20 protein-coding genes are annotated in these 22,464 nt (G+C 61.4%); all 20 read left to right on the forward strand.

The genetic code is table 11. From position 1 onward, the window contains the following. The first annotated feature begins 3 nt into the window (after positions 1-3). A complete protein-coding gene (locus GM415_RS11240; protein WP_158948202.1) occupies positions 4-1,092 on the forward strand; it encodes an SO_0444 family Cu/Zn efflux transporter in 1,089 nt (362 codons plus the stop codon). 130 nt (positions 1,093-1,222) lie between these two features. Next, positions 1,223-2,149 carry an ABC transporter substrate-binding protein gene (locus GM415_RS11245; RefSeq protein WP_158948204.1) on the forward strand — a complete coding sequence of 309 codons (927 nt, stop codon included), beginning with the start codon at positions 1,223-1,225 and terminating at the stop codon, positions 2,147-2,149. A 3-nt stretch (positions 2,150-2,152) separates the two neighbouring features. Continuing rightward, complete coding sequence (locus tag GM415_RS11250) at positions 2,153-2,887, forward strand: ABC transporter ATP-binding protein (RefSeq protein WP_158948206.1); 735 nt, start codon at positions 2,153-2,155, stop codon at positions 2,885-2,887. A 5-nt stretch (positions 2,888-2,892) separates the two neighbouring features. Beyond that, positions 2,893-3,645 (forward strand): ABC transporter permease, encoded by a 753-nt coding sequence (locus tag GM415_RS11255; RefSeq protein WP_158950898.1) that lies wholly within the window; start codon positions 2,893-2,895, stop codon positions 3,643-3,645. Between the two features lie 222 nt (positions 3,646-3,867). Then, complete coding sequence (locus GM415_RS11260; RefSeq protein WP_158950900.1) at positions 3,868-4,836, forward strand: PhoH family protein; 969 nt, start codon at positions 3,868-3,870, stop codon at positions 4,834-4,836. 2 nt (positions 4,837-4,838) lie between these two features. Continuing rightward, a complete protein-coding gene (gene ybeY / locus GM415_RS11265) occupies positions 4,839-5,294 on the forward strand; it encodes an rRNA maturation RNase YbeY (RefSeq protein WP_158948208.1) in 456 nt (151 codons plus the stop codon). Then, the gene (locus tag GM415_RS11270; protein WP_158948210.1) at positions 5,281-6,849 is read left to right on the forward strand and encodes an AlbA family DNA-binding domain-containing protein; all 1,569 of its coding nucleotides are present in this window, start codon (positions 5,281-5,283) and stop codon (positions 6,847-6,849) included. Before ybeY ends, GM415_RS11270 begins: the two co-directional genes overlap by 14 nt. Positions 6,850-7,016: 167 nt before the next feature. Beyond that, positions 7,017-8,087 (forward strand): ABC transporter substrate-binding protein, encoded by a 1,071-nt coding sequence (locus GM415_RS11275; protein WP_277872921.1) that lies wholly within the window; start codon positions 7,017-7,019, stop codon positions 8,085-8,087. Positions 8,088-8,226: 139 nt separating this feature from the next. Next, positions 8,227-9,126: an ornithine carbamoyltransferase gene (gene argF / locus GM415_RS11280; RefSeq protein WP_158948214.1), complete on the forward strand. Its 900-nt coding sequence runs from the start codon at positions 8,227-8,229 to the stop codon at positions 9,124-9,126. 31 nt (positions 9,127-9,157) lie between these two features. Next, complete coding sequence (locus GM415_RS11285; RefSeq protein ID WP_158948216.1) at positions 9,158-10,390, forward strand: argininosuccinate synthase; 1,233 nt, start codon at positions 9,158-9,160, stop codon at positions 10,388-10,390. A 3-nt stretch (positions 10,391-10,393) separates the two neighbouring features. Next, on the forward strand, positions 10,394-11,782 hold the full coding sequence (argH, locus tag GM415_RS11290) for an argininosuccinate lyase (protein WP_158948218.1): 1,389 nt from the start codon (positions 10,394-10,396) through the stop codon (positions 11,780-11,782). Positions 11,783-11,962: 180 nt separating this feature from the next. Next, positions 11,963-13,984, forward strand: a complete 2,022-nt coding sequence (gene ftsH / locus GM415_RS11295; RefSeq protein ID WP_158948220.1) for an ATP-dependent zinc metalloprotease FtsH — start codon at positions 11,963-11,965, stop codon at positions 13,982-13,984. 26 nt (positions 13,985-14,010) lie between these two features. Then, the gene (gene folP, locus GM415_RS11300) at positions 14,011-14,850 is read left to right on the forward strand and encodes a dihydropteroate synthase (RefSeq protein ID WP_158948222.1); all 840 of its coding nucleotides are present in this window, start codon (positions 14,011-14,013) and stop codon (positions 14,848-14,850) included. A gap of 8 nt (positions 14,851-14,858) precedes the next feature. Further along, positions 14,859-15,608, forward strand: coding sequence for a diadenylate cyclase CdaA (gene cdaA, locus GM415_RS11305; protein ID WP_158948224.1), 750 nt, complete (start codon positions 14,859-14,861; stop codon positions 15,606-15,608). A gap of 1 nt (position 15,609) precedes the next feature. After that, entirely contained in the window at positions 15,610-16,515 is a 906-nt protein-coding gene (locus tag GM415_RS11310) for a CdaR family protein (protein WP_158948226.1), read from the forward strand. A gap of 23 nt (positions 16,516-16,538) precedes the next feature. Next, positions 16,539-17,891, forward strand: a complete 1,353-nt coding sequence (gene glmM / locus GM415_RS11315) for a phosphoglucosamine mutase (protein WP_158948228.1) — start codon at positions 16,539-16,541, stop codon at positions 17,889-17,891. Between the two features lie 18 nt (positions 17,892-17,909). Next, positions 17,910-18,782, forward strand: coding sequence for a UTP--glucose-1-phosphate uridylyltransferase GalU (galU, locus tag GM415_RS11320; RefSeq protein WP_158948230.1), 873 nt, complete (start codon positions 17,910-17,912; stop codon positions 18,780-18,782). Continuing rightward, the gene (locus GM415_RS11325; RefSeq protein WP_158948232.1) at positions 18,782-19,510 is read left to right on the forward strand and encodes a hypothetical protein; all 729 of its coding nucleotides are present in this window, start codon (positions 18,782-18,784) and stop codon (positions 19,508-19,510) included. Before galU ends, GM415_RS11325 begins: the two co-directional genes overlap by 1 nt. A gap of 5 nt (positions 19,511-19,515) precedes the next feature. Beyond that, the gene (priA, locus tag GM415_RS11330; RefSeq protein WP_158948234.1) at positions 19,516-21,879 is read left to right on the forward strand and encodes a replication restart helicase PriA; all 2,364 of its coding nucleotides are present in this window, start codon (positions 19,516-19,518) and stop codon (positions 21,877-21,879) included. A gap of 72 nt (positions 21,880-21,951) precedes the next feature. After that, positions 21,952-22,461, forward strand: coding sequence for an OmpH/Skp family outer membrane protein (locus tag GM415_RS11335; protein WP_158948236.1), 510 nt, complete (start codon positions 21,952-21,954; stop codon positions 22,459-22,461). Positions 22,462-22,464: the final 3 nt, after the last annotated feature.

A 22,464-nucleotide genomic window follows, 5' to 3' on the forward strand; every position in this document is an offset into this window, starting at 1 on the left:
GCCATGGTTGATGTGTTGTTGAATGTGATCCTTGCCACCTGGGAGGTTCTGGTCGAGGCTGGTCCCTACGTCCTGTTCGGCTTCTTTGTGGCCGGGCTGCTCAAGGCGTACGTGCCGGACACGTTCATGGCCCGGCATCTGGGCCGCAATACCTTGTGGTCAGTGGTCAAGGCCGCCGTCATCGGCGTGCCTCTGCCGCTGTGCTCCTGCGGCGTGCTGCCCACGGCGCTCGGGTTGCGCCGGCAGGGAGCCAGCAAGGGGGCGACCACCGCGTTCATGATCGCAACACCGGAAACCGGGGTGGATTCCATGGCCGTGACCTATGCGCTCATCGACCCGATCATGACCGTGGTCAGGCCCGTGGCAGCGTCGATTACTGCTATAGTGGCGGGTGTCCTGGTCAATGCCTTTCCCGAGCGGGAACCCGAACCGTTGCCCATGGACGGGCTTACGATGTCGGGTGGACTTGGGCATATGCATGAACATGAACACGAGGGGTGCGGCTGCTCCGGCGGGCATTGCGGCGCGGACGGCAAGCCCACGGTCTACGGCAAGTTTCTGTCTGGAATGGACTACGCATTCGGAGAGATGATCAGCGACATCGGGCGATGGCTTCTGGTGGGCGCGCTCATAGCCGGGCTCATTTCCGCCTTCCTCCCGCCCGATCTGCTGGACGGCTATGTCGGGACCGGGTTCCACTCCTATCTGATCATGCTCGTTGTCGCGCTGCCCCTGTACGTCTGTGCCACGGCATCCACACCCATAGCCGCCTCGCTGCTGCTCAAGGGACTCTCCCCGGGCGCGGCCCTGGTCTTTCTGCTGGCAGGCCCCGCCACCAATGGCGCGACCATCACGGTGATGCTCAAGGCGCTGGGCAAGCGGGCGGCGTCCCTCTACGTCTTGTCCATAGTCCTGTGTTCCCTGGCGCTGGCCTACGTGGTCGACGCGTTGTACGCGGCCCTTGGATTGGACATCACCGCCGTGGTCTCCGGGGTAAACGAGACCCTGCCTCACTGGGTGGGAGTGGGAAGCGCGGTGCTGCTTCTGCTCCTTGTGGCTCGCAGTTTTCTGCACTCAGAAGGGGGCGGCTGAGGAAGCTAGCACCCCGCAGTTTGCGGAGTTGAAAATGGATAACGGACGGCCCGGTCATGCGGACGGGCCGTCTTTTCTTTCTTCCCCGCCCGTGCTACATAGCCGCCACGAAAATACGGGAGAGATCCAGATGAAGAAAATCGTGTGCGCCGTGGCGCTGGTCCTGGTCATGAGCCTTCCCGCCCTTGCCTCGGGCGAGAAAATCCGCTTCGGCATTTTGCCGGTGGTCGACACGCTGCCGCTTCAGGTGGCCGTGAGGGACGGTCTGTTCAAGGATCAGGGCCTTGACGTGGAGTTGGTCAGGTTCTCCTCGGCCCTGGAGCGCGACACGGCCATGCAGGCCGGACAGCTGGACGGTTACTTTGGTGATATCATCGCCACCTATCTGCTGATCAGCAAGAACGTGCCCATGCACATCGCGCTGACCTCCTGGCGCACGACTCCCGGGTATCCCATGTTCGGCATCGCCCAATCCCCGGCTGCGGCCGAGCGGGGGCTGGCCGACATGAAGGGAGCCAAACTCGGCCTTTCCAAGTCCACGATCATGGACTACCTGGCCGATCGCATCTGCAAGCGTCTCGGCGTCGCTCCTGATTATTTCTCCCAGGTGGAGATCAAGAAGGTTCCCATTCGGTTGCAGATGCTGATGACCAATCAGATCGACGCGGCCCTTTTGCCGGAGCCGCTGCTCTCCCTGTCCAGGCTCAAGGGCGGCAGCATCCTGGCCACTGCCGAGAATCTGGGTATGCCGCTCACGGTGCTCTGTCTGCATCGCAAGTATTTCAAGGACGGCGCCGATGCCTACATCGGGTTCGTCGCCGCTTACAAGGAAGCGGTCCGCCGCATAGCCAACAGCCCGGAAAAGTACAGGCCGCTCATGGCCGAGACCTGCCGCATTCCCAAACCGTTGGTCGCCGAGTTCCCCATTTATCCCTACCCCCAGCCTTCGCTGCCCACGCCCGAGGAGTTGGAGGATGTCCAGCAGTGGATGATGGAGAAGGGGCTGCTCAAGGAGGCTGTGCCTGAAGAACTGGTCTTGTCCCCCCTTATCCCGTAGATCATGCTGACAGCTGAGAATCTGGCCAAATCCTACGACGGCGAGGCCGTGCTGAGGGACGTCTCCTTTTCCCTCGACAGGGAGGAGACCTTGGCCGTGGTCGGCCCTTCGGGGTGCGGCAAGACGACCCTGCTCTATATCTTGAGCGGCCTGGCCGCACCGGATCAGGGCAGGGCGCTGCTTCACGGCAGCCCCATCACCCGGCCTACACCGGATATCTCCATTATCCTTCAGGACTACGGACTGTTGCCTTGGCGTACCGTCCTCGACAACGTCGCCCTCGGCCTCAAGGTGCAGGGCGTGCCAAAACGGGAGCGCCTGGAGCGGGCACGGGAGCAGTTGGCCGAGTTGGGCATCGCCGGACGCGATCAGGCCTATCCCGCCAATCTGTCCGGCGGCGAGCAGCAGCGGGTGGCCATCGCCCGTGCCTTTGTCACCCGTCCTCGGCTCATGTTGCTGGACGAGCCCTTTTCCTCCCTGGACGCCCTGACCCGCGAGCGCCTGCAGCACTCCATGCTCGACGTGTGGCAGCGGAACAAGGTCCCTTACGTGCTGGTCACCCACTCATTGGAAGAGGCCGTCATGCTCGGCAAACGGATCATGGTCATGTCTGGACGCCCGGCCAGCCCGGTGGCGGTTTTCGATAACCCCGGCTTCGGCGACGGCGACATCCTGAACACCGAATCGTGTTTCGCGCTGCTCAAGGAGCTGCGGCGCACCGTGGAGGACCTGTGGTGAGCTGGATGCATTCCCTGTTGCGTTACGGGCTGGTGGTCCTGTGCATAGGTCTGCTCTGGAAGGGAGCGGCCCTGGCCTTGGGCGGAGTCATCCTGCCTCACCCGGAGGAAGCTCTCCGCATCTTCTTTTTCGCGCTGACCACCAAGCTGTTCTGGGAGCACTTCATGGTCAGCGCCTACCGCGCCGTGTTCGCCATGGGTCTGGCCTGGATCGTGGCCTTCCCCCTCGGGTTGGTCATGGGCAGCGTCAAGCGGGTGGACTCGCTGCTCGCGCCGTTCGTCTTTCTTACCTACCCGGTGCCCAAGATCGTGCTCCTGCCGGTCTTCCTGCTCTTGTTCGGATTGGGAGACACAGCCAAGATCGCCATGATCGCGCTCATTCTGGGCTACCAGATCCTGGTAACCACCCGCGACGGGGTCAAGGCCGTCCACCCCAAATACTTCGACTCGGTCCGCTCCCTGGGCGGCTCGCGCCTGGACGTTCTGCGCGAGGTGCTGCTGCCCGCAGCTCTGCCTCACGGATTTACTGCCTTAAGGCTGGGAACAGGCGTGTCCGTGGCCGTGCTCTTTTTCGTGGAATCCTTTGCCACCACCCGGGGGCTGGGCTATATGATCATGGACGCCTGGGGCGCCATGGATTACCTGACCATGTTCACCGGCATTCTCGGCATGTCACTCATGGGCGCGGCCCTGTACGAGATCGCCAATCTGCTGGAGCGGCGGTTGTGCCGGTGGATGTTTTTACGCAACAAGGGATAGAGTAGCGCTTCTCCGTCGCGGAGTTGCGACGGTAAAAAGTCAAGGGCGGCGCACGGTTTTTGGTCGCCAGGGGTTGATTTTTAACGGCAACGCGGCAATTCTGTTTTCGGTAACCGAAACAATCTGCTCCAGGCTGTTTCTTAACGGGTACGTGCAAGGCGGAGACAGACGCGCTCCGCAAATTGCGCATTTTGCAACAGCCCGAAAAGGGGAGGCCCCAAACTGTCCGCAACCAAACTTGAATTCGACGACTCCAATCTGGCGAGCCAGCTCTTCGGCCCCCAGAACCAGCATCTCAAATTGCTGGGCGAGCGTATCGGCACGAAGATCGAGAGCCGGGGAAACTCGGTGACCATCCAATGTGACGGGAACGACTGCCACAAGGCCGACCTGGCCGGGCAGGTGCTGACCCAGCTCTACGGCATGCTCAAGACCGGCAAGCCCCTCTATCCCCAGGACGTGGATTTCGCCTGCCGTGTGTTGGAGCGCAAACCCTCGGCCGACGTGGGACAGGTCTTCAAGGACGACGTGTACGCCACCTCGGGCAAGCGGACCGTTTCGCCCAAGACGCTGAACCAGCGCGCCTACCTGGACGCCATCCGCGAGTCCGACCTGACTTTCGGCATCGGACCGGCGGGCACGGGCAAGACCTATCTGGCCGTGGCCATGGCCGTGGGCTCGCTGCTGCGGCGCGAGGTGAAGCGCATCGTGCTCACCCGCCCGGCCGTGGAGGCCGGGGAGAAACTCGGGTTCCTGCCCGGCGACCTGACCGAAAAGATCAACCCCTACCTGCGTCCCCTCTATGACGGGCTGCACGATATGCTCGACTTCGCCAAGGTGCAGGAATATCAGGAGACCGGCGTCATCGAAGTCGCCCCTCTGGCCTTCATGCGCGGGCGGACGCTGAATGACGCGTTCATCATCCTGGACGAGGCCCAGAACACCACGCCCGAGCAGATGAAGATGTTTCTCACCCGCCTGGGTTTCGGCTCCCGCGCAGTGGTCACTGGGGACGTGACACAGATCGATCTGCCGTCTCACGCCAAGTCCGGGCTGTTGCACGCAAGGGCCATCCTGGGCAAGGAGGAGTCCATCCGTTTCATCACCTTCGATGAGCACGACGTAATCCGCCATCCTCTGGTGGGGCGGATTGTCCGGGCTTACGATCGTTTCGAGAGCGGGGCCGGGTAACCATGGCAGGTGCGGTAACCGTCATACGCGAAACCCGGCTTGATCCGGGTTTTCCGCTTTCCCGCCGCGAGCTTTCAGGGTTGCTGACCGTGATCCTCGACTCTCTGGGGCTGGAGGGACGGAGCGTTGAGGTCAAGCTGGTGGGCGATGGCGAGATTGCCCGCCTTAACCGGGAATTCATGGGCTGCGAAGGGCCTACCAATATTTTGAGCTTTCCGTCCGGCGACGAGGACGGCGAATTTATGGGAGCCCTGGCCCTGTCCGTGGACGCGGTAGCCAGGGAATCATTCCTGTACGGACAGCAGCCTACGCTGCATCTGGCCAGGCTCCTGGCCCATGGCGTCCTGCATCTGGCCGGTCACGACCATGGAGAGATTATGTACGACCTGACCGACGCCGCCGTGGACCGCGTCGCGCTTGAATACGCCATAGCCGGGGAGGACCATGCCTGGGCGTAATGTCATCAAGGGCAAGCAGCTTTACCGGGTTCTCTTTTACGGTGTGATTCTCACGGCGTTGACCATGGGAATCCTCGTCTTTTGGGGTGTGCGAGAGGTTCGCAGGGATGCCGCCGTGGTCGCTGTGGAGAATTCGGCGCGCGGTCTTGGAGGCGCGGTAACGGTGCTGGTCAACGCCGTGACCAAGTCCAACGACGAGATCGGAGCCGCCGGTCTGTCCAGCCTGTCGCCCAAGGCACTGCGAGCGCGGTACCGGTCCATGCTGGCCGGACACGCCGCTTTGGAGGCCGTTCTGGTTTCCGATGAAAAGGGGCTCCGCTATTCCCTGGCCAAGCGCGCGGACGGCATCGTCGAGCTCGTTCCCGGCAGGGGCACGGAGAACGCCCTGCGCTGGACCTTGCTGGGCAAGGGTGGCAGCGCGACGCCGACGTCTCCCGAGTGGCCCTTCGACCGTGAGGCCCTGGACAAGGGGTTGGCCGACGAATGGGCGCACCTCCAGCCGGGACAGGTCAATTGGCGTAGCGTGTATCGGTTCTACGCCTCGGGCGAGGCTTTGCTCGCGGCGTCCACCCCGGTGGAGGCCAAGGGCGAAAAGCTCATGATTTCCTATGTCTTTCCCGTCAAAGCCGTTCTCAGGCAGTTGGGAGGTGCGGAAAAGGGTGGGGCAGAGCGCATTTTCCTCTATTGGGACAGTGGCAAAGTTCTCCCCGTCCGGGAAGTGACCGACGGCGGAGGAGACGATGCAGCGGTTCATATCGAGGAGGCCGGGCAGATCGAAGACCAGGTCGTGGACGCGGCCATCCAAAGGCTGGACAAGGACCCGGGCCAGAAAGGCAAACCGTTTCGTTACTCACTGGACGGAGAGGTCTGGTGGGCTTATGTCCTGCCTTTATCCGTGTTCGGAGACACCATCTCCCTGGGCGTGGCCGTACCCATGGCCAATGTCGTCTCTTCGCTGACCAGCGACACATTTCTACAGATTTTCGGATTCGGCCTGGTGCTTTTGGCGGCCGGTGCGTTGCTCATCCTGCACCGGAACCGGGCACGGATAGAGGTCCTGGGAATGAAGCACGGCATGCCGCAAACGCCGGGCGACGTCTTGCGACTCATCGCCGAGGGCGAATCCTCCACTCTGGAGTTCAAGCAGACCCTGCGATTCAACCTCAAGTCGGGGAAGAACGGTAAGGAAATCGAGCATGCGAGCCTCAAGACCGTGGCCGGTTTCCTGAACTCCGAGGGCGGCAATTTGCTTATCGGCGTGGCCGACAGTGGTGAGGTGGCCGGATTCTCGGAAGACAACTTCGCCAACGAAGATAAGGCGCTCCTGCATTTCAACAACCTGGTGAACCAGCAGATCGGCACCGAATTTTCGAGGTATATCGATACGGCTGTTCTTGAGGTGCAGGGCAGACAGGTGCTCTGCGTCCACTGCATTCCGGCGGGCGCCCCAGCCATTCTGGACAACGGGAAGAGCGAGGAATTCTACGTGCGCAGCGGACCCGCCAGCCGCCAGTTGACCCTGAGTCAGTTTTATGAATGGCTGAAGCGGCACTGATCGTGGCTGGAAAAGCGGTTGTCTTGGCCGTTGGCCTCATCTAGAATGACTTAACATTACTGATAAAATGGAGTCGGCGAGTGACAGGTGGCGATTTCCGAAGTCTGTGCGTGGTAGGGCGTTTTAGAACCTTTTCGGCCCTGTTCCTAATTTTATTTCTTTTGGCAGTGTCCCCTGCTTCAGCTGCTCCGCCCGTCCGAATCGCCATGATCACAGCCAAGACGGGCGTGGCCGGAAAAACCAATTCCCTCTCTTTTGACGCCGCCCGGTTCTCCGTGGACAAGATAAACAGCGAGGGCGGCATCCTGGGCCGTTCCGTGGAGTTGTTGGAGTTCGACAACCGGAGTACCCCCGAAGGCAGCGCTCAGGCGGCGCGGCAGGCCATCAAGGACGGCGTCGTTGCCGTGGTGGGCTGCAACTGGAGCTCCCACTCCCTGGCTATGGCCGATGTGCTTCAGAAGGCCGGGGTGCCCATGGTCACTCACATGTCGACCAATCCCGCCGTGACCCGGGTGGGTGATTACATCTTCCGCATCTGCTACACGGACTCCTTTCAAGGCGCAGGCCTGGCAAGCTTTGCGCGACGGCGGCTCAGGGACAAAACCGCCGTGGTGCTTGTGGACGAGTCCCGGACCTACAGCATCGGGCTCGCCGATACCTTCATCCGCTCGTTTGAGCGGCTTGGTGGGCAGATCCTGTGGAAGGGCGTTTATCATGCCGACTCGGTTCCGTTCGCTGCCATCATCGGCGTCGTCAATAGGTATGAGCCGGACGCGCTTTTCGTTCCCGGAGGGTATGAGGACGTGTCGGGCTTTTTCCTCGAGGCCAAGCGGACGGGCCATGACTATCACCTGCTCAGTGGAGACGGCGTGGGCATGAAACTCTTCGACTATGTTGGCCGCAACGTCAGCGGCATCTATTTTTCAAGTCATTGGAGCCGTTGGGTGAATACGGAGTTGTCACGGCGTTTCGTCAAGGAGTACGAGCAGTCCGTGGGCAAGTTGAAGGAAGATACCTCGGCCCTGGTCTACGATAGCTTCATGTTGCTCAAGGACGCCATGGAACGGGCAGGGACCGTGGATAAGGCCAAGGTTCGTGACGCACTTGCCGCCACCAGGGGGTTCAAGGGTATTACAGGGACGATCCGTTTCGACGAAAACGGTGATCCCATCAAGCCCATGGTCATCAACGAACTCAGGTTTGGCGGGATTATGTTTCTGGAGCAGATCGACCCCTGACCGGGCGAGAGGTCCTATTCGGGGGATTGGCCGTTGGTCAAGGCAGTCCGGGGCAAAACGCTTTACATTCATATAATAATGGGCCAAACTCCACCTCTTTCGTAAGCATATGGCAAATGACAAGTGGAGTAACTACACGATGCCCAAGCATTTCTTGACCATTCTGGACATCCCCAGGGATGAGGCCCATCAGGTGCTCGCACGCGCCAAGGAGATGAAGGACAACGCTGTCCGTACCGATCTCCTGTCCGGCAAGGTGCTGCTCCTGATTTTTGACAAGGCTTCCACGCGGACCCGCGTGTCCTTTGAGATCGGCGTCCGCCAGCTCGGCGGCGATCCCGTTTTCATCGCCTCCAAGGATTCTCAGCTCGGCCGCAGTGAGCCGCTCAAGGACACCGCGCGCGTGCTGTCGCGATATGCGGACGGGCTCATCGTGCGAACCTTCGGCCAGGGCAATCTCGAGACCCTGGTCGAGTACGGCGACATCCCGGTGGTCAATGCCCTGACCGATGAATACCATCCCTGCCAGATCATGTCCGACATGCTGACAATGTACGAGCGGACTCCCGACCTGGAGAAACTCAAGGTGGCATGGGTCGGCGACGGCAACAACATGGCCCACTCCTTCATCAATGGCTCGGCGACCTTTGGCTACGAACTGGCCCTGGCCTGCCCCGAGGGGTATGATCCGGACCCGGCCATCGTGGACAAGGCCGTATCCTTGGGAGCCAAGGTCACTTTGACCCGCGATCCCGCCGAGGCCGTGGCCGGAGCGCACTACGTCAATACCGACGTCTGGGCGTCCATGGGTCAGGAGGCCGAGCAGAAGAAACGCGAGGCCGCCTTTGCCGGGTACATGGTCGATGAAGCCTTGATGGCCAAGGGCGCGGACAACGCCAAGTTCATGCACTGCCTGCCCGCCCACCGGGGTGAGGAAGTCAGCGAGTCCGTGTTCGAGAGCCCGGCTTCCATCGTCTGGGACCAGGCCGAAAACCGGCTGCACATGCAGAAAGCCATTCTTGAATGGATATATAAATAATCAAAAGAGATAGAGCTCAAAGGAATCAATCATGAGCAAGATAGAAAAAGTGGTCCTCGCCTATTCCGGCGGCCTGGATACCTCGATTATCCTCAAGTGGATCAAGAATAACTACAATTGTGACGTGGTCTGCATGACCGCCGACCTCGGTCAGGGCGAGGAGATGGACGGCATTGAAGACAAGGCGCTGGCCACCGGTGCGGTCAAGGCCTACGTCGAGGACCTGCGTGAGGAGTTCGTGCGCGACTACGTCTTCCCCATGTTTCGGGCCAATGCCCTGTACGAGGGCCGCTACCTGCTGGGCACGGCCATTGCCCGTCCGCTGATTTCCAAGCGGATGGTCGAGATCGCCGAGATGGAAGGCGCCCAGGCCGTGGCTCACGGCGCCACCGGCAAGGGCAACGACCAGGTTCGTTTCGAGCTGGCCACCATGGCCCTCAATCCGCGCCTCTCCACCATCGCCCCCTGGCGTGAATGGGAACTGAAGTCCCGCACCGATCTGATCGATTTCGCCAAGGAAAACGAGATCCCCATCCCGGTCTCCCGCAAGAAGCCGTGGTCCATCGACGCCAACCTGCTGCACACCTCCTTCGAGGGCGGCGAGTTGGAAGATCCGTGGTGCGCGCCCGGCCCGGACTGCTACCGCAACATCACGCCCCCGGAGATGTGCCCTGACGAGCCCGAGGAGATCACCATCGATTTCGAAGCGGGCGATCCCATTGCGGTCAACTCCGTCAAGTACTCCCCGGCGGCCCTGCTGGCCAAGCTCAACGAGCTCGGCGGCAAGCACGGCATCGGACGCATCGACATGGTCGAGAACCGCTTCGTGGGCATGAAGTCCCGCGGTGTGTATGAGACCCCCGGTGGAACCATCCTGGCCGCCGCCCATCGTGACCTGGAGGGACTGTGCATGGATCGCGAGGTGATGCACCTGCGTGACTCGCTGATCCCCAAATATGCCGAGATGGTCTACTACGGTTACTGGTTCTCCCCGGAGCGGGAGGCCCTTCAGGCCATGATCGACAAGTCCCAGGAGAAGGTGACCGGTACCGTTCGGCTCAAGCTGTACAAGGGTAACTGCGTGCCGCTCGGCCGCAAGTCGCCTTTCTCCATGTACAACTCCGACCTCGCCACCTTCGAGGAAGACTACGTGTACAACCAGGCCGACGCGGAAGGCTTCATCAAGCTGGTCGGCCTGCGGCTCAAGGGCCGCATGCAGCAGTCCAAGTGGGGCGGCAAGGACGTCGAAGAAACCTGCGAGTAACGTATGGCAGAAAAGAAAATGTGGGGCGGGCGGTTCGCTGAAGGCACCGCCGCCTCCATGGAAGCGTATTCCGAATCCGTCTCTTTTGACTGGCAGCTTTATGCCGAGGATATCCGCGGCTCTCAGGCTCACGCCCGCGTGCTGGCCAAACAGGGCTTCCTGACCGAAGAGGAAGCCAAGCGGATTTGCGACGGCCTGGATATGGTCAAGGCGGAGATCGAGGCCGGGGATTTCGTGTGGAAGACCGAAATGGAAGACGTCCACATGAACATCGAGTCCCGGCTGACCGACATTATCGGCCCCCTGGGCGGCAAGCTGCACACCGCGCGTTCGCGCAACGACCAGGTGGCGCTGGATTTCCGGCTCCATGTGGCCGCGCGGCTTGAGGCCTGGCGGGAGTATCTACTTTCGCTGATCAAGGTCTATCTGGCTCGTGCCGAAGAGCATCGCGATACCCTGCTGCCGGGTTGCACTCATTTCCAGCCCGCCCAGCCGGTAAGCCTGGCTCACCACCTGCTGGCTTATTGCCAGATGTTCAAGCGCGACTTCGAGCGCGTGACCGACTGCCTGAAGCGGGTACGCGTTATGCCGCTGGGCGCGGCCGCCCTGGCCGGGACCACCCATCCGGTGAACCCCCGCGCCGTGGCCGACGACCTGGGAGTGGACGAAATCTTCGCCAATTCCATGGACGCTGTCTCCGACCGTGACTTCGTGCTGGAGGCGGTCTTTGCCGGGAGCCTCGTCATGACCCACCTCTCGCGTATGTGCGAGGAGGTCATCATCTGGGCCAACCCCAATTTCGGCTACGTCAAGCTGCCCGACCAGTATTCCACCGGGTCCTCCATCATGCCTCAGAAAAAGAACCCGGACTCCTGCGAGATCATGCGAGGCAAGACCGGTCGCGTGGTAGGCTCGCTGATGAGCCTGCTGGTGGTCCTCAAGGGGTTGCCCATGACCTACAACCGGGACCTCCAGGAGGACAAGGAGCCGTTCTTCGACGTGGACAAGACCGTGTCCGCCTCCCTGGGGATCATGGCCGGTCTGCTTGAACAGCTCGAATTTGTGCCGGAAAAGATGCTGGCCACCGTGGAGAAAGGGTTCCTCAACGCCACCGAGCTGGCCGACTATCTTGCCGCCAAGGGCATTCCCTTCCGCGAGGCGCACCACATCACCGGCGCGGCCGTTGCCCATGCCGAGACCAAGGGCGTCGGTCTGGAAGGTCTTGCCCTGGAAGAATTGCAGAAGTTCTCCGCCGACATCGGGGAAGACGTTTTCAATGTGCTGGATTACCGGGCCTGCGTCCGGCGGCGGACCTCTCCCGGTTCCACTGGACCCGAGTCAGTGGAAGGGCAGATTAGCGCCCTGAATCAATGGCTCGAAGCGGTCAACTAATCCCTTGGTGACAAATAACGGGATACGGGGTATTTTTCACCTCGTATCCCTTGATTTTTTGCCGGAGGGCATTACTCTTACAATCGCACATCGCACGTTAACCATGGCCGCAATCCCCGTCAGGCGGTCCACCCAAGAGGGCAAAGGGACGAGACGTCCCAAGCTTCGGAGGAAGTTCATTTGAACAACCATATGAAAAATTTGGTTATTTGGGCCATCATCTTTATCCTGATGGTTGTCCTTTTCAACCTTTTCAACCAACCGCCCGTGCCGCAGGACAATCCGTCCTACAGCGAATTCCTCGCCATGGTCGATTCGGGCAACGTGGCCGACGTCAAGATTCAGGGCCCGAAAATCACCGGTACCAAAAGTTCCGGGGAGAAATTTCAGGTCTACACCCCCGATGATCCCAAGCTTATCGACACGCTGATCAAGAAGGGAGTCGAGGTCAAGGCGGAGCCGCAGGACGACTCCCCCTGGTATATGACCCTCCTGCTTTCCTGGTTCCCCATGCTGTTGCTCATCGGCGTCTGGATCTTCTTCATGCGCCAGATGCAGGGCGGCGGCAGCGGCGGCAGAGGGGCCATGTCCTTCGGCCGATCCAAGGCGCGGCTGATCAACGAGGAGACCGCAAAGGTCACCTTTGATGACGTGGCTGGCGTGGACGAGGCCAAGGAGGAGCTCTCCGAGGTCGTTGATTTCCTTCGCGAACCCCGCAAGTTCACCCGTCTTGGCGGGCGCATCCCCAAGGGCGTGCTCCTGGTGGGTTCTCCCGGTACCGGTAAGACGCTGCTTGCGCGCGCCGTTGCGGGCGAGGCGGGCGTTCCTTTCTACACCATTTCCGGCTCGGACTTCGTGGAGATGTTCGTGGGCGTGGGCGCATCCCGCGTGCGCGATCTCTTTGCCCAGGGCAAGAAGAACGCTCCCTGCCTGATCTTCATCGACGAAATTGATGCTGTCGGACGTCAGCGCGGCGCCGGTCTCGGCGGCGGGCACGACGAGCGCGAGCAGACCCTCAACCAGTTGCTGGTTGAGATGGACGGCTTCGAGTCCAACGAAGGCGTCATCCTGGTCGCGGCCACCAACCGGCCCGACGTGCTCGATCCGGCCCTGCTCCGGCCCGGCCGTTTTGACCGACAGGTGGTGGTGCCCAGCCCGGACCTGCGTGGCCGCGAACGCATTCTCCAGGTCCACAGCCGCAAGACGCCGCTGGCTCCGGAAGTGGATCTGGCGACCATCGCGCGCGGAACCCCAGGGTTCTCCGGCGCAGATCTGGAGAACCTCGTCAACGAGGCCGCCCTCCAGGCCGCCAAAATGGGCAAGGACCAGGTCTCCATGAGTGATTTCGAGGAGGCCAAGGACAAGCTGATGATGGGCGGCCGCGAGCGCCGATCGATGATCCTCTCGGATGACGAGAAAAAGACCACGGCCTATCACGAGGCGGGACACGCCCTGGTGGCCAAGCTGCTGCCCGGCACCGACCCCGTGCACAAGGTCTCCATCATTCCGCGCGGCCGAGCCCTCGGCGTGACCATGCAGTTGCCCGGCGAGGACCGCCACAATTATTCCAAGAACTATCTGTTGAACAATATGGCCGTGCTCATGGGCGGACGCTGTGCCGAGGAAGTCGTCCTCAATCAGCTCACCACAGGCGCGTCCAACGATATTGAGCGCGCCACCAAGACCGCCCACTCCATGGTCTGCATGTGGGGCATGTCCGACAAGCTTGGTCCCCTGAGCTTCGGTGACAACCAGGAGCAGGTCTTCCTCGGCAAGGAACTCATCCACGACAAGAACTATGGCGAGGAAACCGCCAAGATGATCGACTCCGAGGTTCGTCGTTTCGTGGAGGGCGCATACGAAAAGGCCACTCAGTTGCTCCGGGACAACCTGGACGCGCTGGAAGCCATTGCCCAGGCCCTGCTGGAACGTGAGACCATCACCGGCGCAGACATTGATCTGCTCATGGAAGGCAAGGCTTTGCCGCCTATGGAAAAGAACGGCAACGGTTCCGCTTCCGGCGGGACTCCCTCCGGCTCTGCTCCGGGTGGCACCGCATCCGGTTACGATGCCGAAGGGCGGTCGGTTTCCTCCCCCGGCTACAAGCCGGTCAGCGAGTCCGGTTCCGAGGAGGACGAGTTCCTTATCGAGGACGAGGACAAGCCGGAGACCGACGGCGACGGCGGTTCCAAGCTCCACTAATCGCAGTAACGCATCGGCAACGGCAGATGAAAGACATAACCTGGACACTCAAGGGGGGGGCGGTTCTCGGACCGGCCCCCTTCATTATTGCCGGGATCGTCAATGTGACCCCGGATTCCTTTTATGACGGCGGCAGGCACGAGGGTGCAGAAGCGGGCATTGCGCACGGCCTTGAACTGGCCCGGCAGGGAGCGCACATCCTCGATGTGGGCGGCGAATCCACCCGGCCTTACGCCGACCCTGTGTCCGCTGCCGAAGAGACGGCCCGCGTGGTTCCTGTCATCAGGGAGCTGGCTGCTGCGGACACCGGCTGCGTGCTCTCGGTGGACACCTTCAAGGCCGAGGTGGCTGCGGCGGCCCTGGACGCGGGCGCGCTGATCCTCAACGACGTATCAGCCTTCGCCTTCGATCCCGGCCTGCTCGACGTCATTGCCCAGTACCGGCCCGGCTATGTGCTCATGCACAGCCTAGGCAGGCCCGAGACCATGCAGGACGCCCCGAAGTACGGTGACGTGGTCGAGGATATCCTGGCATTTTTCGAGGAAAAATTGGAGATCCTGGACAAGGCCGGACTGCCTCGCGACCGGATAACCCTTGATCCCGGCATCGGTTTCGGCAAGCGGCTGGAGCATAATCTGGAGATACTCCGCCATATTGACCGGTTCATGGCCCTGGGGCTGCCGGTTTATATGGGGCTCTCCAACAAGCGGCTATGGCAGGACCTGCTCGGCTTGGATGTGGGCGAACGTCAGAACGCCACGCAGGCGGCCACCTCAGTGCTGGCGGCAAAGGGTGTTCCCATCCATCGCGTGCATGAAGTGAAACTTGCACGCCAAACATTGACCATTGTTCACGAATTGGCATAGTCTAAAATATGTTTGAACTTTTCGGGATACAGATCACTTGGCGCGTGGTGCTCGACATCGGCCTCGTCGCCTTCCTCTACTACAATATCATTTTGCTGGTCCGTGGGACCCGCGCTGCCGCCGTGCTCTATGGCCTGGTGGTGGTGCTGGTCATCTATTACATGTCGGACCTGTTCAATCTCTATACGCTCAACGCGTTGCTGGGCGAGTTCCTTGCTTCCATCTTCCTGGTGGTGGTCATCCTGTTCAAGAACGACATCCGCAAGGCCCTGGCATCGGTCGGTACCAAACGGTTCTGGTCCAAGGCCGAGGTGCGGGACGACACCCTTGACCAGTTGACTCAGTCGGTCATGACCATGTCGTACAGCCACACCGGGGCCATCATTGTCATCGAAAAGAATATGCCCCTCGGCGATATCATCGAACGCGGCATAGAATTGGACGCCAAGGTCAACAAGGAACTCCTGGAAACCATTTTCTTCACCGATACCCCGCTGCATGACGGGGCCGTGATCGTCCGTCGCAACCGCATCGTGGCCGCCGCCTGCATCCTGCCCCTGTCCAGCAAGCTTCGAGGACAGCCCAAGTACGGCACCCGGCACAGGGCGGCGCTCGGCATCAGCGAAGGCTCGGACGCCATCACCGTGGTCGTGTCCGAGGAGCGTGGCGAGGTCTCGGTGGCCATGAACGGCAGGCTGACGACCAGCCTGGACGAAACACGCTTACGCCGCGTTCTGAGGAACGCCCTGGGACGCTGACATGTTCAAGAATTGGTCAACCATGGTCCTGGCCCTGGCTCTCGCCATTTTTACCTGGTTTCTGGTCACCGGACGAGAGGTGGTGGAGACGTGGCTGGAGATGCCCGTCGTCATGACCAACCCGCCCGAGGGCATGATCATCGAGGAAGGGCTGGTGGACAAGATTCAGGTCCGGCTGCGAGGCCCTCGAGGACTCGTGGACTCCCTGGCGTCCCAGCATCTGACCTATCCGCTGAATGTTTCCTCGCTCAAGATCGGGCAGCAGGTTCTGGAGATCGACCCGGACAAGCTGCCCCTTACCTCGTCTTACGAAGTAATCGAGATCAAGCCCAACCGTCTCAAGTTGATGGTGGACAAGCGCATTACCAAAAAGATTCAGATGGAACCGGCATGGGCGGGGAAGCTCAACGCTGACTATGACCTGCTCGAAGTAAAGGCCGAACCGCCCCTGGTGGAGATCAGGGGGCCGGCCACCAAGCTCAGAAAAATAGAAAACGCAAAGGTCGTGCTGGAAGAGGATTTCCTGGAGAAGGTGCCTGACCAGTGGGCCGAGGACGTGGCCGTGGAGCTCGACGAGGAAATAGAGGCCTCGCCCGCACAGGTACGGGTTGTGGCCCGATTCGCTCCCAAGATGCGCGACATCTGGGTCAAGCTCCCCCTCAAGGTCCTGGAGCCGGAAGGCTTCTCCGCCTCGGTGGCGCAGGACTATGTGCGGGTGCACATTGAGGGGCCCGTCTTTCTGTTCCGCAATAACGAATACCGCAAGGAAATGGACGCGTCCCTCCTGTTCGGCGGCAGGCCCGCCTCCGGGACCTTCGACCTTGCGTATGACCTTGTCCTGCCGGAGGGATGCCAATTGCTGAAGCGGAATCCCGAAACCATCAGGACGACCATCAAGAAGAAATAGGCGACAAGCCTTTCGGAGGAGATATGAAGCAGAGGCTTTTCGGAACCGACGGATTGCGCGGCCAGGGGAATATCTATCCCATGACCCCGGAGATCGCGCTCAAGCTGGGGCTGGCCGCAGGCCAGTATTTCCGCAACGGCTCCAAGCATTCCCGCGTGGTCATTGGCAAGGACACCCGTCTTTCCGGATACGTGTTCGAGACCGCTCTGACTTCGGGGCTGTGCGCCAACGGCATGGACGTATTCCTGGTCGGACCAATGCCCACACCGGCCATTTCCTTTCTGACGCGGTCCATGCGTGCCGATCTCGGCGTGGTCATCTCCGCCTCGCACAACCCGTTCATGGATAACGGCATCAAGTTCTTCGACCGGGACGGATTCAAGCTGCCCGACGAGGTGGAGGACGAGATAAGCGATCTGGTCCTGGCCGAAAAACCGGCCTGGGACTACCCGCCTCACGAGGACATCGGGCGCGCTCACCGCATTGAGGACGCGCGAGGCCGGTACATTGTCTATCTCAAGAACAGTTTTTCCCCGAACCTGACCCTGGACGGGTTCAAGATCGTGCTCGACTGCGCCCACGGCGCGGCCTACGGCGTGGCTCCTTACGTGCTTGAGGAGCTCGGCGCCGAAGTCATCAAGGTCGGCATGAGTCCCAATGGCGTCAACATCAACGAGAAGTGCGGTTCCCTGTACCCGGAGGTCATCTCCAACATCGTGGTCGACGAGGGCGCGCACATGGGCATTGCCCTGGACGGCGACGCGGATCGGCTTATCGTCTGTGATGAGAACGGCCGCATCCTGGATGGTGACCAGATCATGGCCCTTTCGGCCCTGGAGTTGATGGAAAAGGGCAAGCTCCCCAAGAACATGCTCGTGGCGACGGTTATGTCCAACATGGCGCTCGAATTGTTTATGAATGAGAAGGGCGGCCAACTGCTGCGTACGGCAGTGGGCGACCGCTACGTTGTCGAGGCCATGCGCCGAGAGGGCGCCATGCTCGGCGGCGAGCAGTCAGGACACCTCATCTTCATGGAGCATTCGACCACGGGAGACGGCCTGCTGGCCGCGCTGCAACTCCTGCGCATCATGTGCGAAAAGGAGAAGCCGCTTTCCGAGCTGGCCGGTTTGCTGGAGCCGTTCCCCCAGATGCTCAAGAACGTGCACGTCAAGCGCAAGATTCCCTTTGACAGCGCCCCCGAGGTTCAGGAGGCGGTGCGCAAGGTGGAAGCCGCGCTTACGGGCAGAGGCCGTGTCCTGCTCCGCTACTCGGGTACGGAATCGGTCTGCCGGGTCATGGTCGAGGGGCCGGACATCGAACGAGTGGAAATGTATACCGACGACATCGTGGAAGCCTGCGAAAAACATCTGAAATAGTGTCTAGGAGACAGATTCATGGATATCAAGAAGGTAGTGATTCCCGTAGCTGGCTGGGGCACCCGTTCTCTTCCCGCAACCAAGAACGTGCCCAAGGAGATGCTCCCCATCTTCCGCAAGCCCATCGTCCAGTATATTGTTGAGGAAGGCATCGAGGCCGGCCTTTCGGACGTGGTTTTCATCACCAACCAGAACAAGACCATCATCGAAGATCATTTCGACCGCAACTTCCTGCTGGAACAGCTTCTCGAGCGGGCGGGCAAGGACGCCATGCTCAAGGAAGTCCGCCGCGTGGCCAGTCTGGTCAACGTCATCGGCGTGCGCCAGAAGGAGCAGCTCGGCTTGGGCCATGCAGTGCTCACGGCCCGTGAAATATGCAAGAACGAACCCTTTGCGGTCATGCTCGGCGACGACCTCATGTTCGGAGTGAACACCGGTATCGGCGAACTGATCAAGGCGTCCCGTGAAACGGGCAAGGCCGTGGTCGGCGTCATCGAGGTCCCCGAGGAGAAAGTCAGCAAGTACGGTGTGATCAAGGGTGAGGAACTGGAAAACGGGACCTACCGTGTTACCAATCTGGTGGAAAAACCCAAGGCCGAGGACGCTCCTTCCAACCTGGCCATCATCGGTCGTTACGTCCTGCTGCCCGAGATCTTCGACATCCTCGAGGGCCAGAAGGCTGGCGTGGGCGGCGAGATTCAGCTTACCGACGCCCTGCAGGGGTTGGCCGACCAGGACAAGCTCCTGGCCGTGAAACTCGGTGGCCAACGGTTTGACGCCGGCGACTGGGTGGAATACCTTACCGCCAATATCTATTTTGCCCTGCATGACGAGGAACTCCGCGACGACCTCGTCAAGCGTCTCCAAGACCTGTTATCCTGCTCAAGTTAATGAAAATCCTGACCGCCTTATTGTTTGTCTGCCTCTTTGCGCTCCCTGCCGCCGCATTCGTTCCGGATGACGGTGAACTTGCCGCGCAGGTGCGAAAAATCTACGGCCCGCTTTCGTCCTGGGAAGCGGAGATGACCTTCCCCGAATATCCCGGCGTGGCGGTGCATCTCTGGTACGCCAGGGGCAAGTGGCGGCAGGAGTGGCGCGCCGGGACTTCTGCCGTGGCCGTGGGCAGGAATGGTAATGTGGTGGCCGAGTGCACCCCGGACGGATTTCCTCTCTCCCCCATGTTCGTGTGGATGACGCCGGACCCTGTGGGGACGTGGAAGTCCTGGGGGGTGGACAACGCCACCCGGAACTTCGGTTTTTGTGACGAACAGCCCTGTTATCTGCTTGGAGCCGAGCCTGGCGACGAGACCCTGCCCACTGTGCGACTGAACAATGAGGACATGGCGGTCCTCCTGGTTCGTTACGCCTCGGGCGGCGGCATGATCTCGGTCGGTTACGGCGACTACCGGACGCTGGGAGGGTTCCGCGTGCCCCAAACCGTGACCACTACTTTTGCCGACGGTCAGGTGCTTGAGGCCAAGGTCAAGTGGATCGCGGTCAACCGGGCCGACGGAGAGGAACTCTACGACCGGGACTCCGTGGGAGGCACGCCCTGTCTTGCGCCGCCAGCGCCGTTCGACCTGTTGCGCGACGCGTTTCGCTATCCCCAACCCCGCTGACCCGCATGGGTGATCTCTGGCAGGTAACGCTCGTCAGTCCGCCATACACGGTGCTGACCTACGAGCGTCCGTCACATTTCCCGGCGATGACGCCCGGACTGCGCGTCATAGTGCCGCTGGGCCGCTCCCATCGCATGGGCGTGGTCGTGGGCCCGGCCAGGGAAGCGCCGTCCGGCGTGGAGATCAAGCCCCTTATCTGGCCCCTTGAGCTTACTCCCATTCTGGACGAGGACTACCTCGACGTGGCGGACAATCTCGCATCCCGCCAGATGGCCAGCGTGGGGCGCATCCTGGAGATTCTGCTGCCCCGCGGCCTGCGCACGGCGGCGGTGACCTTTCGGGTGGACCGGCACGTCGCGGGGCGGGACCTGCCCGGCATGGTCCGTCCCTCGGAGTTGTCCCGGTTTTCCCCAAAGGATTTGAGCGCGCTCATGGAGTTGTGGCTGGCCGGTCGCATGCGGGTGCGTGTCAACGCCAAGCGCGAAGCCGAGGAGCGGTTCGTCTCTCTTGTCTCCGATCCACCCTGGGCGGTCCGGCCCAACGCCAAGCGGCAGCTCCGCATACTCGAACATCTGTTGGATAATGGGCCCCAATCCCTGTTCGCCTTGAAGCACTCCCTTGGCGAGTGGGCCCCTGATACCGCCGCCAAGATGGAGGGACGCGGCCTGGTCGCACTGGGCGAGCTGACCGCCGACAGGCTGGCCGAGGTGGACGAAGGCCCGGGCCGGTGCGGCGAGGCCGAACCGCCGACCTATGACCTTACGCCGGAACAGCGGCAGACACTGGCTGAGCTTTCCGCGACCATGGACAACGGCGGGGGCGCGCACCTTGTGCACGGCGTAACCGGCAGCGGCAAGACCGTCCTCTACCTGGAGATGATTCGCGCCAGCCTGGAGCGGGGAAGGTCCGTGATCCTCCTTGCGCCGGAGGTGGCCCTGGCCTGCAAGCTCTACCGCAACGTCCTCACGCATTTCCCCGGACAACGGACGATTTTTTATCACGGCTACCAGAGTCCCAAGAAGCGGGAGCGGACCTTCATCGGCGTAGCCCGCGAGCAGGGGCCGGTCATCGTGGTCGGCACTCGTTCCGCCCTGTTCCTGCCCGTGCGTGAACTCGGCATGGTCGTCATGGATGAGGAGCACGATGAGTCCTTCAAGCAGGAGGATCGGCTGGCCTATCACGCCAAGGAGGTGGCCTGGTACCGTGTGGAGCGGTCCGGCGGCCTGCTGGTGCTGGGTTCGGCCACGCCGGACGTGAAGACTTTTCACGCGGCCCGGAATGGGGCCATCCCCCTCTCGACCCTGCGGGAGAGGGTGGGGGACGCCGTGCTTCCCGAGGTGAAGCTGGTGGATATCGGCTCCCTTTCCAGCGGCCAGGCCTTTGCTCCGGAGACCGTCAAGGCCCTCCGCGAGACGGTGAAGGCGGGCGGCCAGGCCATCGTCATGCTCAACCGGAGGGGGTATGCACCCCTCATGTACTGCCTGGACTGCGGCGAGACCGTGCGCTGCCCGGAGTGCGAGGTGGGCATGACCTACCACAAGGGGCGAGAGCGGGTGGTCTGTCATTACTGCGGCCTTTCCTACGCCTATCCGCTTCTGTGCCCCAAGTGCGGTGGCTCCAACTACGTACCCATGGGTGAGGGCACCGAGCGGCTGGAGGAGCGGCTGGTCGAGGCGTTGCCCGAAGGGACCGGCATTCTCCGCCTGGACAGCGACGCAACCCGCCGTCAGGAACGGATGGAGGAGATCCTCTCCGCCTTTGGGCGCGGCGAGGCCCAGGTGCTGGTGGGCACGCAGATGATCTCCAAGGGGCACCATTTCCCCGGCGTGACGTTGGTGATCGTGGCCGACGGCGATCTCGGGCTGAACCTGCCGGACTACCGCTCGGCCGAGCGTACTTTTCAGTTGCTGGTTCAGGTGGCGGGCCGGGCCGGGCGGGGCGATAGGCCTGGCCGGGTGCTCATCCAGACCCGTAACCCGGGACATCCCATCTGGAACGATGTCCTGAGCGGCGATTACCCTGCGTTTTTCGAAAGGGAGATCGGGCGGCGCAAGCTATTCGGCTACCCGCCGTTTTCCCGGTTGGCATTGATCCGCATATCCTATCCGGCGGACTGCAAGAACGGTCCTGCGGCCCTGTCCGCCTTCAAGAGGGTCCTTGAGCAGTACAAGGGCGGGCTCGGCGTTACCGTGCTCGGCCCGGCACCGGCACCGCTCTCCATGCTCAGGGGCAGGCGGCGGTTCAATTGTCTGCTCAAGGGCGGTGATTGGGGCGCGCTTCGGACTTTGTTCGCTCATGCGGCCCAGGCCAATTCCGACCCGAAGCAGGTCCGTATTTCTCTGGATCTGGATCCGCTGACAACCCTGTAGCCCGGCTCGACAATGCACGCCATTTGCGGCTATGTTGGGTAATTGAATACCACTCATGAGAAGGTTATTTATATGAAATTATTGAAGATATATGTTGCTCTGCTCGCCTTGATATTGGCCTGTCCCGTATGGGCGTCGGCCAAGGATTCCAAGGTCGGCTATGTCAATCCGCAGCGGATAGTCAGCGAATCCCGCATCGGGCTCATCGCCCAGGAGGATCTGGCGCGACTGGGCAAGGAAAAGGACCGGCGGGTGCGCGAATCCCTGCGCGAGGTGGAGACTCTCAAGCAGAAGCTGGAAAAGAGTACCCTCTCGGTGACGGAGCAACAGAGTGTGGAGCAGGCCCTGCGATTGGCCGCTCGCCGTTACGAGGATTTGGTCCAGGCCAGCAACCAGGACATCCAGAACGAAGAGCGCCGCCTGATCCAGTTCGTCATGCGCAGGGCGGACTCCATTCTCAGGCGAATTGCCAGGGACCAGGGTTTCACCATGATTCTCACCGACCCTGCGATCATCGGGTACGTGGACGCGTCCATGGACATCACCGATCAGGTCATCAGTCAACTCAACTCCATGCTCTAGGGG

The organism is Pseudodesulfovibrio cashew (assembly GCF_009762795.1).
Classification (GTDB): domain Bacteria; phylum Desulfobacterota; class Desulfovibrionia; order Desulfovibrionales; family Desulfovibrionaceae; genus Pseudodesulfovibrio; species Pseudodesulfovibrio cashew.